13 protein-coding genes and 2 pseudogenes are annotated in these 12851 nt (G+C 71.4%); 7 read left to right on the plus strand and 8 right to left on the minus strand.

All coding sequences use genetic code 11. The features are described 5' to 3' along the window. Positions 1-694: 694 nt before the first annotated feature. From ACIP67_RS38235 to ACIP67_RS38245, 3 genes are all read right to left on the minus strand, one after another. Positions 695-970 (minus strand): OsmC family protein, encoded by a 276-nt coding sequence (locus ACIP67_RS38235; RefSeq protein WP_401698186.1) that lies wholly within the window; start codon positions 968-970, stop codon positions 695-697. Between the two features lie 238 nt (positions 971-1208). Next, positions 1209-1727: an SDR family NAD(P)-dependent oxidoreductase gene (locus ACIP67_RS38240; protein WP_401698310.1), complete on the minus strand. Its 519-nt coding sequence runs from the start codon at positions 1725-1727 to the stop codon at positions 1209-1211. A gap of 120 nt (positions 1728-1847) precedes the next feature. Beyond that, positions 1848-2273 carry a DinB family protein gene (locus ACIP67_RS38245; protein ID WP_401698188.1) on the minus strand — a complete coding sequence of 142 codons (426 nt, stop codon included), beginning with the start codon at positions 2271-2273 and terminating at the stop codon, positions 1848-1850. A gap of 408 nt (positions 2274-2681) precedes the next feature. On the opposite strand from ACIP67_RS38245, the gene ACIP67_RS38250 reads away from it, so the two are divergent. From ACIP67_RS38250 to ACIP67_RS38260, 3 genes are all read left to right on the plus strand, one after another. Continuing rightward, a complete protein-coding gene (locus tag ACIP67_RS38250) occupies positions 2682-2837 on the plus strand; it encodes a hypothetical protein (protein WP_401698312.1) in 156 nt (51 codons plus the stop codon). 87 nt (positions 2838-2924) lie between these two features. Beyond that, entirely contained in the window at positions 2925-4190 is a 1266-nt protein-coding gene (locus ACIP67_RS38255; RefSeq protein WP_401698189.1) for an MFS transporter, read from the plus strand. Continuing rightward, entirely contained in the window at positions 4187-4498 is a 312-nt protein-coding gene (locus ACIP67_RS38260) for a sulfurtransferase TusA family protein (RefSeq protein WP_401698190.1), read from the plus strand. Before ACIP67_RS38255 ends, ACIP67_RS38260 begins: the two co-directional genes overlap by 4 nt. A gap of 9 nt (positions 4499-4507) precedes the next feature. On the opposite strand, the gene ACIP67_RS38265 is transcribed toward ACIP67_RS38260, so the two are convergent. The 3 genes and pseudogenes from ACIP67_RS38265 to ACIP67_RS38275 all read right to left on the minus strand — a co-directional run bounded on the left by ACIP67_RS38265 (position 4508) and on the right by ACIP67_RS38275 (position 6434). After that, a complete protein-coding gene (locus ACIP67_RS38265) occupies positions 4508-4663 on the minus strand; it encodes a hypothetical protein (RefSeq protein WP_401698191.1) in 156 nt (51 codons plus the stop codon). Between the two features lie 554 nt (positions 4664-5217). Further along, positions 5218-5549 (minus strand): annotated as a pseudogene (locus ACIP67_RS38270) (aldo/keto reductase); the annotation flags it as partial. Between the two features lie 264 nt (positions 5550-5813). Further along, positions 5814-6434 (minus strand): TetR/AcrR family transcriptional regulator, encoded by a 621-nt coding sequence (locus tag ACIP67_RS38275; protein ID WP_401698192.1) that lies wholly within the window; start codon positions 6432-6434, stop codon positions 5814-5816. A gap of 111 nt (positions 6435-6545) precedes the next feature. Between ACIP67_RS38275 and ACIP67_RS38280 the strand changes: the two genes are divergently transcribed. Both ACIP67_RS38280 and ACIP67_RS38285 read left to right on the plus strand, forming a co-directional pair. Then, positions 6546-6782, plus strand: coding sequence for an SIP domain-containing protein (locus ACIP67_RS38280; protein WP_401698193.1), 237 nt, complete (start codon positions 6546-6548; stop codon positions 6780-6782). A 38-nt stretch (positions 6783-6820) separates the two neighbouring features. Beyond that, a complete protein-coding gene (locus tag ACIP67_RS38285; RefSeq protein WP_401698313.1) occupies positions 6821-8980 on the plus strand; it encodes a 2Fe-2S iron-sulfur cluster-binding protein in 2160 nt (719 codons plus the stop codon). A 214-nt stretch (positions 8981-9194) separates the two neighbouring features. Here ACIP67_RS38285 and ACIP67_RS38290 read toward each other — a convergent pair whose 3' ends face one another. Then, complete coding sequence (locus ACIP67_RS38290; RefSeq protein ID WP_401698314.1) at positions 9195-10208, minus strand: GNAT family N-acetyltransferase; 1014 nt, start codon at positions 10206-10208, stop codon at positions 9195-9197. A gap of 347 nt (positions 10209-10555) precedes the next feature. Here ACIP67_RS38290 and ACIP67_RS38295 point away from each other — a divergent pair. Continuing rightward, positions 10556-10708, plus strand: a pseudogene (locus tag ACIP67_RS38295) (transposase); the annotation flags it as partial. A gap of 835 nt (positions 10709-11543) precedes the next feature. Further along, positions 11544-11762 (plus strand): hypothetical protein, encoded by a 219-nt coding sequence (locus ACIP67_RS38300; RefSeq protein WP_401698195.1) that lies wholly within the window; start codon positions 11544-11546, stop codon positions 11760-11762. A gap of 38 nt (positions 11763-11800) precedes the next feature. Here the strand turns inward: ACIP67_RS38300 and ACIP67_RS38305 are convergent, their stop codons facing one another. After that, positions 11801-12616, minus strand: coding sequence for a DUF6042 family protein (locus tag ACIP67_RS38305; protein ID WP_401698197.1), 816 nt, complete (start codon positions 12614-12616; stop codon positions 11801-11803). Positions 12617-12851: the final 235 nt, after the last annotated feature.

Genomic DNA, 12851 nt, shown 5'->3' on the forward strand with positions numbered 1-12851 from the left:
CGGCAACATTGGGTGAGGGGGGCTGGCACACGGACACAAACACCGTTCGACACACCGCCCCCCCCGGCCCGGCCGGTGGTTAACCCCCCCGCCAGACTGGTGCCGCCCCGCCCCCACCCCGGGGGCCCGACACCGCTGTCACCCCACCGGCCGGAACAGGGCGATCCGGCGGGTCGCGCCCTCCCGGTTGCCGACGTGTGGCACGAACTGCTGTTCCCCGTACGGCAGGACGGGGCCCGCGCTCCGTTCGCGCGGCATCGCCGGCCGACGCACCGGCACATCCCGGAACCGGTGCTCTGGCCGGTCCGTCCGACCCTCCGTCTGTTCGGCCGGGCCTCTGCCGCGCTACTGCCGCTGAGGAACCTGGAGCATGGGTCGCATCCTCCTCGCCCTGCGAGTCCCTCCGTGCCCGTGCCGCCCGGGCCGCCCGCTCCTCACCGCGGTCCGGCATCCACCGCGGTCCGGCACCACCGCGGTCCGGCATCCGTACCGCGCTGGTGAGCCGGGCTGCGCCCGGCTGTTTACCGGCTGGCGGCATGTCCACTGGCGGCCCGCGCCCGGCCGGGCCACCCCCGCCGTCCCTGTCGACCGCCCGCAGCGCCGCGTCGGTGGTCTCCGGTCACCCCGTTCGGCGCGACCGCCGGTTCGCGAGATCCCGTCCGTCGGGAGCAGGGAACTCGCGCCTGTCCATCTTTCATCGAGCTGCTCGCCGGGGGCCGGGGGCGTCGACATGGAGGCGGACGCCGCACCTACTGAAGGCCGGGGCGGATCGTAGCGTCGACGCTGAGAAAGCCTCGGAGGTCGATATCGCCCTCCAGCTCAGGTGGTAGGCCTTGAGCTCGATGCCGCGCTCGGCGGCGAGGGCGGCAAGCGTGACGGTGTAGCAGCCGGCGAGCGTCTGTCGCGGGTACTCCGCGGGCGGGACGGCGGAGTCAGTGCCCAGGAGCGCGGTGGGTTCGTCGCTGCTCATCACGTACCGAGCGACGCGTGTGTCGTCCCGATCGCCGCCTTGGGTCAGCGCGCCGGTCTGGGTGGTGAGCCGGCAGCCGCCCTGCCAGGAACCGTTGGCGGAGAACGTTGCCTGGTCGAGCTGAGGGTTGGCCCGGACAGCGGTCGGAAAGAAGTCTGCGGACCGATGCCGGTGGGTGCGCAGAGAAGGGGAAGCCCCCAGGCGCCGCCGTCCGGGAGCTGTGTGCCGAGTGGGTCGGTCAGTTGCGTCCGGCCATGACGCCGCCGTCGACGTCCCAGACCGCGCCGGTGACCCAGCCCGTCCTGTCCGACAGAAGGAAGGCGACGGTGGCGGCGACGTCGTCGGGCGTGCCGGTCCGGCCGAGCGGGTGGAAGGGGTCGAAGCCGTCGAGGGCGGAGTCGAGATCCGCCTTCGGGATGAACTCCTCGTAGATCGGGGTGCGTACGACGGCGGGGGCGACGGCGTTGACGCGGATGCCGTGCGAGGCGAGTTCCATCGCCAGGTGCTGACTGAGCGAGTGCAGGGCGGCCTTGGCCATCGAGTACGCCGAGGACGGGGTGGCGGCGATGGCCTGGTGGGCCCATATGGAGCCGATGTTGACGATGGAGCCCTTCGCGCCGCGGGCGATCATGTTGGCGGTGACGGTCTGGGTGAAGAAGAAGAAGAAGGCGCGGTTCAGGGCCTGGTAGCGGTCGTAGTCCTCGGAGGTGTGTTCCAGGAAGGGCTTGGGGGCGAAGACGCCGGCGGTGTTGACCAGGAGGGTGGCGTCGGTGTGCTCGTCGGTGAGGACGTGCGCAGGCGGTCGACAGCCGCGGGGTCGGTCAGGTCGGCGGCCAGGCCGACGGCCTCGCCGTGGGCGGCCAGGGCTGCCGCCGCTTCATCGGCGCCTGTCTGCGAGCGGCGTGATGAGGGCGACCAGCAGGTGGTGGGCGACGCTGGTCAACTGGGTGGGGGCGCCGACCTTGCCTGCGGCGATGTCGCCGATGCGGGCGTGGACACGTTCGCCGACGGTGTCGCGGAAGGCGGTGAGGCGTTCGACGGTGGGCAGCGTGCCGCGGGACTTCTCCGGGTTCGCCGAGTCCATGAGCCCGTCCAGTTCCGGGTCGGGGCTGGGCTCGGCCGCGGTGAGGTTGCGGATCATGAAGTGGGCGACGTGGGCCTGGTGGCCGAGGTGCCAGCCGATGGCACTGGAGTGCTCGTGGGGCCGCCAGGTCACCTCGTCCGGAGTGAGGTCCTGCCACAGCTCGTCGGTGTAGGCGCGGGCTCGGTCGTACTCGCGCAGCAGTGCGGTGAGTTCGTGCATGACGCCGCCTGCCGGGTTCAGACGGTGCCGAAGAGGGGCACCTCGGATGCCGCCTCCAGCAACGGGGACAGGCCCCCGACCACATCGCGGGTGAAGGGATCGCTCGCCAGGTACCTTCGCGTACTTTTCGTACACATCTGCGGCCACGACGCGGTGGGACGGGGCCACCTGCAACATGATCTCAACATATGCCATGGTTATGCCTAACTTGATCGGCAGGACCGGTGTGCGGTGCGGTGAGTTCCGCAGCGTGCCTGCCACGTTAGGCATTCCCCTAGAGGCCCGGTAGAAGGTCCCGTTGAATCAGGCCATAAGCAATGTGTATGGCTAGCGGCGAGCTGCCGCGAGACTGTCGGCGAGGCGGAGCAGGTCTGCGGCGAGCGCCAGCGCCCGGCGCTGGGGGGCCGACTGCACTGGGCGTCGACCGAGACGGCGACCGAGTACGCCGGGCACGTCGAAGGCGCCCTCGCCGCCGGAGAACGAGCAGCACGATCCGTCCTGACGGCTCTCGAGGGTGTCGACGACCGGATCACCGACCTCGCCCGGGCCGCCGGCGCCAGCTGACACCCCACTACCCGCACCGGCCCACCACTCACCGAACCGGGCCCCGGGCCGTTGCCCGGCCCCTGCAGCCCCGCTCCGGAAGGGAACATGACCAGCACCGCACCCGTCGGCACGACGGCCCACATACCCGACCCCGTCCAGGCCCAACTCCGCATCCTGCGCGTCCTGGTCGCCTCCCAGGTCCTCAGCGGAGCAGGGCTCGCCGCAGGCGTCACCGTCGGCGCCCTCCTCGCCCAGGACATGCTCGGCACCACCAGCCTCGCCGGGCTCCCCAGCGCCCTGTTCACCGCCGGATCCGCTCTCACCGCCGTCGCCGTCGGCCGTATCTCCCAGGCCCGCGGCCGCCGCCCCGGCCTCGCGGCCGGCTACCTCACCGGCGCCCTCGGCTCCGCCGGCGTCATCATCGCCGCCGTCCTGGACAACCCCGTCCTGCTGTTCATCGCCCTGTTCGTCTACGGCGCCGGCACCGCCACCAACCTCCAGGCCCGCTACGCCGGAGCCGACCTCGCCGCACCCGGCCACCGAGCCCGCGCGGTCTCCACCGTCCTGGTCGCCACCACCCTCGGCGGCGTCGCCGGTCCCAACCTCGCCGCCCCCGCCGGCAGCTTCGCCGAACACCTCGGCATCCCCGACCTCGCCGGTCCCTTCATCCTCTCCGGCATCGCCTACGCGCTGGCCGCACTCGTCCTCGCCCTGTGGCTGCGGCCCGACCCGCTGCTCCTGGCCCGCGCCCTCGCCCGGGCCAAGGAAGCCGACGCCGCGACCGACCCGGCCGCCGCCGATGCCGTCGGTGCCGGCGAGGGCCGCGGCGGCGTGGTCCTCGGCGCTCTGGTCATGGTCCTGACCCAGCTCGTCATGGTCGCGATCATGACGATGACGCCGGTCCACATGCACGACCACGGCCACGGCACTGCCGCCTCCGGCCTTGTCATCGCCGTCCACATCGGCGCCATGTACCTGCCCTCACCGCTCACCGGATGGCTCGTCGACCGCTACGGCCGCATGAAGATCGCCGCCGTTTCGGGCATCACCCTGCTGGCCGGCGGCATCCTCGCGGCCGCCGCGCCCGGCGACTCCATCGCGCTCCTCGCCCTCGCCCTGGCCCTGCTGGGACTGGGCTGGAACTTCGGACTCGTGTCCGGCACCGCGATCATCACCGATACCGTGCCGCTGGCCACCCGTGCCAGGACCCAGGGCCTGGTCGACGTCTCCATCGCCATCGCCGGCGCCACCGGCGGCATGGCCTCCGGCATCATGGTCGCCGCCACCAGCTACCCCGCCCTCGCTGTCACCGGCGGCATCCTCTCCCTCGCCCTCCTGCCCGCCGTCGCGGCCACCGCCTACCGCCGATGAACCCCCCGAACCCCGAGATTCCCGTGCCGGACATCACCGTCGACGGCACCGGCCTGCTCTGCGTCACCCTTCTGCTGCGCCTCCGCACGGAGATCGACGGCGCGGAGCCGGGCATTGTCGTCCACGTCGTCGCCACCGACCCGGCCGCACCGCTGGACCTGCCCGCCTGGTGCCACATGACCGGACACCACTACCTCGGCCTCGTCCCCGAAACCGCGGACGCGCCTGTGTACGCCCTGCGCATCGCTGCCGGTGCCCGCCCCACCCGAACTGGCGCCCCCTGGCATGCGGATGACCCGGAAGGCTGACGGCTCGCCTCACCTCGGCAGCTTGGCCGTGCGCTCGGGATGGGCGGTCCCCACGTAGTGCAGGGCGGTCTTCTCCGCGATCCCGACGAGCCTTATCAGCCAGAGGGGGTCGGCTGTCTCGGCTGCCTCGTCGAGGGTTGCGCGGCGACGGTGGTTTCGATCCACGTCAGATCGACCGGAGATGGCCGTCCTGGCCGCGGTGACGCTGGGCGCGGAACCACCCGCGCCGTCCACACTCACCCAAGGCGGGCCGAGCCCGTCGCGCACCGCCACCGGCTCGTGGATGCTGCTCAACGCACTGGCTCGTCTGGACACCGAGCAGCGGCAGCGCTTCCTGGACCACCTCGCCCCGGCCGACGCCGCCGAACTGCGCCCGCTGGTGCGCACCGCCACCCTGCCCCTCACCGCGCAGGCACTCGTCGGGCTGCTCACCGAGGAATTGTCCGACCAGGGCCTACTCGCCGCCACCGTCACCCTGGTGCGGGCTCTGCACGAACGGGGTGCCATCGCCGACCCGTCCCCGGAATGGTCCGAACGCGCGTGCGCGCTGGCCGTCCACGTCGGCCGGGTCGGCGAGGTCTTCCAACTACTGGCCTCGGCGACCGGCAGCCGGTGGGCCGATTGGCACGCTGCACGCGATGAGGGGCGACGCCGGCTCGACACCCACCCCGGCACACGGCCCACCGCGGCGTCCACGGTGCCCGAGGAGCAGCACTCGTCGAGAGGCCCTCGAGGTTGTCGGTGGAGCCGGCGCCGGGGCCGGCGGGGCGCACGCCGGGCTCAGGGGGCGATGACGACCTCGTCGCCGATGCCGCGGCTGCGCCGCCACCGACCGAGCGGTTTCTCGCTGTGGCCACCCCGGCCGCCGTCCACCAAGAAGGCGTAGTTGTCGGGGGTGTTCGACGGAATCGCCGCCCGCCTCGACGTAGCGGTCGAGTATCGCGAACGACGTCTTCTCGTCCGTCGCCGACCCGAACGGCATCGAGCCGAGCGCGAGCACGCTGACCTCGCGCCGGGTGGCGGGTGCGGTTCCGATGGCGTCGTACTCCATGATGGGTCCTCCCGTCCGCGCCCCTGGTGCGGGGCACGAACGAGAGTCTTCGACGTGAAGTGCGCTTCAGGGCACGGGGGCGCGCCCGCGACTGTCCGGTGCCCTGATCGCCCCTCAGTCCCGGACGCGGTGTCACGGCCCTCGCCGCCGGCATCGTCGTTGCAGGTCACCGCAGCGCCATGCAGGTGCGGAGCAGGTCGGCGGACCGCTCCGGCGTGCCACTCGGCAGCCGGGACAACGGTCACCGGTGCGGCCAACACCCCGCTACGGAGCACCGCCCAGGTACCGGGTGAGCATGGCGACGAGTTCGTTCTCGAGCCTCTCGACGCTGATGCCCCGGGGATCCGCCATGAGTTTGTGCGTGCTCAACTCCACTGCCGTCAGGATGAGTTCGGCTGCGGTGTCGAGGTCCTCCACGCGCACGTCGGGATGCTGGGCGAGGACCTCACGGACCTGTCCGACGCGGTCCCTTCCGTGCCGGTCGATCGCATCGAGCAGTTCCCGGGAGACCGGGGCTTCCTCGATCATGATCCGCAGCAGTTGCGGATCGTCGCGGTGATTGTCGATCGCGTCCCGGACCAGGGTCCGCGCCACCTCCTCCAACGTCCCCGGGGACAGGTCGAGTTGATCGGCTCGCGTCCACGTGCCGCGGTCGATGTGCCGTATCAGCAGCTCGGCGAGGACGGCGTCCTTGTTCGGGAAGTACTGGTAGAGCGAGCCGATGGACATGCGGGCGTGTTCCGCGATGCGGTTGGTGGTGCCGGCGGCATAGCCGTACTCGGCGAAAACGTGAGCAGCAGCAGTCAGGATGCGCTCACGGGTGAGTTCGGCACGCACCTGGCGGGGCCTGCGACGTGGCTGAAGGCGGCGGTCGCCCGACGGCATACGGGGTCCTCCTCATGGCGCGAAAAGCGAGTAGCCAAAGAGTTGAGTGATTGCTCAGAATACTGGCATGACCTGCGGAAACAAGGCCTCGCCCGATTCCTGGGGTGCCCCGTGATCCCGAGGGTCCGGCTGCCCGGATCGCGCACGATGATCGCGCTGGGCAGATCCCTGACGCTCGAGGCGATACGCGGCGCGACGCTGCCGTCGGGCCCCCTCCACACGTTCGCCGCGGGTGAGTCCCAGCCGGCCGCAGGTGTACGGCGTCACCTGGTCAACGACCGCGGTGTGCCCAGGCGGGACATCTCCTTCTTCGGCTACTGGCGTCCGGGCCGATCCACCCCCCGCTGAGAGGAATTCTCGTGAAGCTCGCAGAACAGCCCGCCGGCATGCGTCGGTTGACGACGGCGGAGGAGGTCGGGGCGGCCGTCGGCCGTCCCGCTCCGGTGATCAGGCTCAAGCAGATCAGTGCCCTCGACGAGGGCTGCCGGAACGTACTCGCCCTCTGTCCTCTCGCGGCCTTCGGCTACCGGGACGCCGACGGCACGAGCAGGACGACGTTCATCGGCGGCACACCCGGGTTCGCGCGGGTCCTGTCACCGCAGCGGATCTCGTTCCGCCTGACCGGTTCCGGTGTCCCGCGGGGACCGGTCTCGTTCTTCTTCCTCCTCCCGGGCGTCGGAGAGACCCTGCGCGTCAACGGCTCGGTCGCCGGGAGAGAGGGCGCGGAGACGGTCGTCGAGGTGCAGGAGGCGTATGTGCACTGCGCGCAGGCCGTCCTGCGTTCCCGGCTGTGGCAGCACCCCTCCCCCGCCGAGCCGCCTGCCGGACGTCCCACCGACGGGCCCCTGAGCGGGCCGGGCGTCGCCGAGTTCCTGGCCGCGGCACCGTTCCTCGCCCTGTCGACATGGGATTGCTCCGGCGGGAGCGACACGAGCCCCCGCGGAGACAGTCGGACGGTGGCGCGGGTCCTGGACGGTCACACACTCGTCGTCCCCGACCGCAAGGGCAACAAACGGGCGGACACCCTCCACAACCTGCTGCGGGACGACCGGCTCTCCCTCGCCGCGCTCGTCCCGGGGCGCAGCGGTGTGCTGCACGTCCGCGGCCGCGGCCGGATCACCGACCATCCCGCGCTGCTGGAGGCCTTGGCACTGCGGGGGACGGCCCCGCACCTGGCACTGCTCATCGACGTCGAGCACGCCGAGGTGACCGGCAACGACGCCGTGGTCCACTCGCGCCTGTGGAGCCCCGCCGCACGGCCGGACCCCGCGGCGACGCCGGACCTGATGGCGCTCGCGGGAAAGCATCTCGCCGCCAACTCCGCCCGCTCCGACGCCACCGGCACTCCCCCGGCGTTCCTGCTCAGGCTGATCACCTCCGTCCCCGGGATGACCCGGCTGCTGCGCCTGGTCATCGACCGCTCCTACCGGACCGGGCTGCGCAAGGAGGGCTATGACGACATCGGGCCCGGCGCGGGTGGCCGGAACGCGGGCGCGGCGGGGCAGGCCGTCGGCGGGGGAGCGACACAGCCGCCGCTGCGGGAGGTGCGGGTCGCCGGGATACGACGGGAGACGCCGAGTGTGCTCACCCTGGTCCTGGAGGACGCCGACGGGAGCCCGGGGGTGTTCGAGTTCGGTGCCGGGCAGTTCTTCACGCTCGTCGCCGGCATCGACGGTGACACGGTACGGCGGGCGTACTCGGCCTCGTCGGCGCCCGGTTCGTCCCGGCTGGAGGTGACCGTCAAGCACATCGAGGGGGGCCGCTTCTCCACGCATGTGCACCGCGCCCTCCGGGTGGGGGACCGTCTCGCGGTGCGCGGTCCGTCCGGTTCCTTCCACGAAGGCCACGGGTCGGCCGGTGATCTGGTGCTCGTGGCGGCGGGCAGCGGGGTGACCCCGCTGATGAGCATGATCCGTGCACATCTCACCACCCGGCGGGCCGGTGCCCGGATCGCCCTGCTCTACAGCAGCCGCAGCGAGGAGGAGATCATCTTCGCCGAGGAGTTGACCCGGCTTGCGGAGGACCACCCCGACCGCCTCTCGGTCACCCACGTCCTCACCGGCAGGGACGGACGGCTGGACGCGGACGGTGTACGGCGCTGGGTCACCGGTCTGGTCCCGTCCCCCGACGCGGACTACTGCGTGTGCGGCCCCGACCCTTTGATGGACGCCGTCCGAAGCGCCCTGTCCGGGCTCGGGGTTGCGGAGGAGAGGGTTCATCACGAGCGGTTCACCGGCCGCGCGGACACGGGCGCCACGACCACCGTGCCGCAGGAGATGATCGTCGAGGAGGCCGGGCGGCGGGTGGGTGCGGCCGTCGTCGAGCCGGGGCAGACGCTCCTCGACGCGGGCCTCGCGGCGGGGCTGCCGATGCCGTACTCCTGCACCGTCGGCAGCTGTGGTGACTGCCGGGTGCGGCTGCGTGGCGGAGAGGTCGCCATGGACGAGCCGAACTGCCTCACACCACAGCAGAAGGCGGACGGCCAGGTGCTGGCGTGTGTGGGTTGCCCGCTGTCTCCGGTCGTCCTCGACATCGCGCCTTCGTGACGGGCGCCTGCCGGCGTACGCGGCGGTGAAGGGCGAGGTCTCCCTTCACCGCCGGTCGCCGGGACGCCGGGGCTTGCTTCTCGCGGCATCCGGCACCGCCCCGCCCCGCCCCGCCCCGCCCCGCCCGCGAGGGCATCGAGTCATCCCGACGCCAGGACCTGTCCGGTCGGTCACGGCGGCCTCGATGTTCGGGAAGCCGCACTGCCCCAAGGTGCTACGGATGCACCTCTGTCGGATCGGGGATCGGTTTGCGGTAGCGGACGTACTCGTTCTGGCGCCGGAACCCCACGCTCTCGTAGAGGTCGTAGGACCGGTGCGGATTCTCGGTCCCGGTGTACAACCGGGCGGTCTCTGCACCGTGCTCGCGAAGACATCGCAACCCGTCCAGCAGCAGGGCCCGCCCAAGGCCAAGACGCCTCGACTCCGCCCGGACGCTCAATTCTTCGACTTCGCCCACAGCGGGGTCCTGCTGACGGATGGAGCACAGGGCGACCCCGGCCATGTTTTCCCCGTCCCAAGCAGCCCGCCAGCAGGTCGGGTCGGCCGTGGCGAGGAAGCTCTCGAACGTCCACCTCTCGGTGAAGGCGGCATCCGCGTACGAATCGACGACCGTCTTCCAGGCCGCGCGGTAGCTGCTCGGATCGACAGCACCGACTCGGATGCCGGCCGGCAACGGCTTGTCGTCGGGGAGTCGTCGGAGATCGGCCAGCTCCAGCTCTACCAGGCTGAAGACACGCCGGTATCCCGTTTCGAGCAGCAGCGCCGTTGCATCCTGTTCAGAGGCCATGGCGTTCGCGCCGAGCACGGCCGTCCGTGTGGTTCCATGCTGTTGCACGAGCCGGTTGATACGGCTTTCTGCCCAGTTGAGCATGGCTGAGCCGATGCCCTGGCCGCGGTGCTCGGGCAGCAGGTAGCCGCGGTGCAGGTACAACCACGTCCCGTCCCGCTCCTGCCACCATCTGATCGTCGAGTAGCCGACGACGCCACCGTTGTGCTCCACCAGGACCTGGTTCTCGGATGGGTCGTCCAGCCTGGCGCAGGATTCGGCGATCTCGACTGCCGTCGGGAGACCTTCCACAACCGAGCGGGCGTCGATCCGGTCCCGTTGTGCGCAGCCCAGCCGCACAGCGGCCATCGCACCATGGTCGTCGTGGCCGCGATACGACCGGAAGACGTAGCCAGGCAACCATTCCCGCGATGCAAGGCCGCTGCCGCTGCTCACGCCCACACCAAGACCCCCGTTACGTTGGATGTGCGGTGTCATCGATCACGGAAGCGTAGGCCGTGCCGACCACACGGCAGAACCCGTTCTCCACAGCATGACCGTTCCCGGGGACTTGACGGACGAGGCGTGGGACCGGCTGCGGCCGTTCCTGCCCATGAGGCACGGCCGGCCGCCGGTGCCGCCGGTGCCGCCGGTGCGGCCGGTGCGGCCGGTGCGGCCCGTGCGGCCGGTGCGGCCCGTGCGGCCGGTGCGGCCGGTGCGGCCCGTGCGGCCGGTGCGGCCCGTGCGGCCCGTGCGGCCGGTGCGGCCGGTGCGGCCCGTGCGGCCGGTGCGGCCGGTGCGGCCCGTGCGGCCGGTGCGGCCGGTGGCGGGACCACCGCCAGGTGATCGACGGCATCCTGTATCGGGTGCGGACCGGGGTGCAGTGGCGTGACCTGCCGGAACGCTTCGGACCGTGGAAGACGGTCAGCGAACGGCACCGGCTGTGGTCCGCTGAGGGGACATGAGACCCTGACACTGGACAACGCCTTCCAGGGCGGGGCTGAGCAGTGTGCCCGGTACGGATCATCGGGTGCCTACCGGCGGCGCCCGGTACCGATTGAGCTGACGACGAACAGCACAGCCCTCTGGTCCAGGTGGCGTCTTCGGTCAGGCCCCCTTCCAGCTCGGGCACATTCAGCTCGTCCAGTGCGTGGGCGTAGCCCCGATGCCCAACTCCCACCACCTCGACCTCGCCACCGCAGTAGCCACGCTGTCCGGCCCCCGCGCGGCGCCCGAGGCGGAAACCGCTCCGTCGGTGGCGGACGGTAGGGCCGGGTCGACACCTTGGAGACCCGCCCGCCCGGCTCTGCATCAACGCACGGGACGCCGCGGCCCGCGCCTGGCTGACGAAACATCAAGTGCCGCTCCACTCCTGCTCCCCTGGAACGAAGACCTCGACGGCTTCGCCGCGCAGCTCGCCGAGGCGGTACGTGAAGGAGTGACGCGGTCGCCGTGTACAACGACGACACCGCGATCCCCCCGCGTTGGCCGCCGCGGCACGCCTCGGCCAGGTGCCGGATCAAGTCGCCGTGATCGGCGTCGATGACGCGCCGCCAGCATCCCTCACGGTACCCCCGCTGTCGACGATCGGTGTATCCGGTGGCTCGGGAGACATCGACCGCCCTGCGGAAAGCCTGCTCGGCATGCCGGCCGGCGATCGGGCGTCACAAGCCGGACCTCGCGCCCGTCGCGCGCGCGTTCGCCGACATCATCCACCGCCTGGCAGCGATCCCGAGCGAGCACATCGGCGGCTGACCGGCACAGCAGGGGTCGCCGTCGGCCGAGGAGGCCACATCCATGAAGGTTCACCACCTCGACGCGGTCCTGAACGCAGCATGTCCCGTGCCGCTGCGGCTCGACACCGATGACCGGCCTCTGCCGAGGCCGTCGCTGCCCGGCGCGGACCGGGCCTCGCTCGCCGTGCTGGGCGGGGGAGGCTTCACGGGGCTGTGGACCGCCGTGCGCGCCAGAGAGCGACGGCTGGAGAGGGGTGTGCGACGGCGGCCACTGACATGACCTGCTCTCACTGGGCTGCGCAGTGCGGAGGGCCCGTCTCAGTCGCCCGCCGTCGGCCCTACGCTCAGCCGCAGTCGGGTCTCGTGGAAGTGATGCCAGTTCATGACCAGGCGGAAGCGCTGATGGGCCTCCAGCCGTTCCGCGTCGGCCTGCTCCTGTCCTCGACGCACCTGGGCGTCACCGGCCTCGACGAGTTCCGTGAGGGCGATGCGGACATCGTCGGCATCGCGGCCGGTGGCAGCCGCCAGGCGGTCCAGGGAGGTGAGCACCTCCTGCGGCTCGCCCAAATCGTCGGCCAGGTACTTGATGAGCCCGTCGACGAGCGGGCCGGTGCGCGTCGTCCACCGGATCCTGTCGAGCCGCTCGGTGAGGTCGGCGTCCAGAGGCAGCAGGTCACCAGGCAGCGGCAGCGCGGCGGGCATCGACCACCGGGTGCCGGCCGGTGTCTCCTCGCGGTGCGCCAGGCCCCACGTCAGGTAGAGCTCGGACAGGTCCCGCACGGTCGTGGGCACCGGGAAGCCGGCGGCCGTGAGCATGGCGCCGAACTTCTCCCAGCGTTGCGCCTCGGATGCCTCGCGCCCCTCCGGGGCCTCCTCGTAGTCCCACTCCTCATCAGGCCACCAGAACGTGAGCGCACTGTCGAGGTCGCCGCCGATCATGTCCCAGTGCCCCTCGAAGATCTCCTGCAGGAGGTCGTCCAAGGAGCCCGTGAAACCAGGCTGGCTCGCGGTCCCGATCAGCATCGTCAGCGGGAAGCCCTGGCGGGGCAGGACATGCTCCCAGCCAGACGCCCACCAGTCGTTGTGCATCGCCATGTCCCGGCGCGGCCCGGGCACGGACGGGGTGTCACTCATCCGGTCATCTCTTCCTCGAAAGGCGGCCAAACACTCGCAGCGTACGCACTGTGGCGCGGGGAGTATTCCTGCTCCGGGCCGGGGCGCCTCTTGGGTCTTCATGGTTCGGGTGTACAGCAGATTCCCGGCGGTATTGCCCTTGCTCCAGTCCAACCAGCGCTGGGACGTGTGACGTTGAGGTCGCAGGGTCGTTGGATCGGGTGACTCCCTAGGCCGGGCCCCGGGGATGTCATGG

It is taken from the genome of Streptomyces sp. NPDC088812 (genome assembly GCF_044750285.1).
Classification (GTDB): Bacteria; Actinomycetota; Actinomycetes; order Streptomycetales; family Streptomycetaceae; genus Streptomyces.

What these genes read in the sequence shown, in the direction of transcription:
- ACIP67_RS38235 (WP_401698186.1), bottom strand. Translation starts at nt 970, where the DNA reads ATGAGCAGCGACGAACCCACCGCGCTCCTGGGCACTGACTCCGCCGTC.
- ACIP67_RS38245 (WP_401698188.1), bottom strand. Translation starts at nt 2,273, where the DNA reads ATGCACGAACTCACCGCACTGCTGCGCGAGTACGACCGAGCCCGCGCC.
- ACIP67_RS38255 (WP_401698189.1), top strand. Translation starts at nt 2,925, where the DNA reads ATGACCAGCACCGCACCCGTCGGCACGACGGCCCACATACCCGACCCC.
- ACIP67_RS38260 (WP_401698190.1), top strand. Translation starts at nt 4,187, where the DNA reads ATGAACCCCCCGAACCCCGAGATTCCCGTGCCGGACATCACCGTCGAC.
- ACIP67_RS38275 (WP_401698192.1), bottom strand. Translation starts at nt 6,434, where the DNA reads ATGCCGTCGGGCGACCGCCGCCTTCAGCCACGTCGCAGGCCCCGCCAG.
- ACIP67_RS38285 (WP_401698313.1), top strand. Translation starts at nt 6,821, where the DNA reads ATGCGTCGGTTGACGACGGCGGAGGAGGTCGGGGCGGCCGTCGGCCGT.
- ACIP67_RS38300 (WP_401698195.1), top strand. Translation starts at nt 11,544, where the DNA reads ATGAAGGTTCACCACCTCGACGCGGTCCTGAACGCAGCATGTCCCGTG.
- ACIP67_RS38305 (WP_401698197.1), bottom strand. Translation starts at nt 12,616, where the DNA reads ATGAGTGACACCCCGTCCGTGCCCGGGCCGCGCCGGGACATGGCGATG.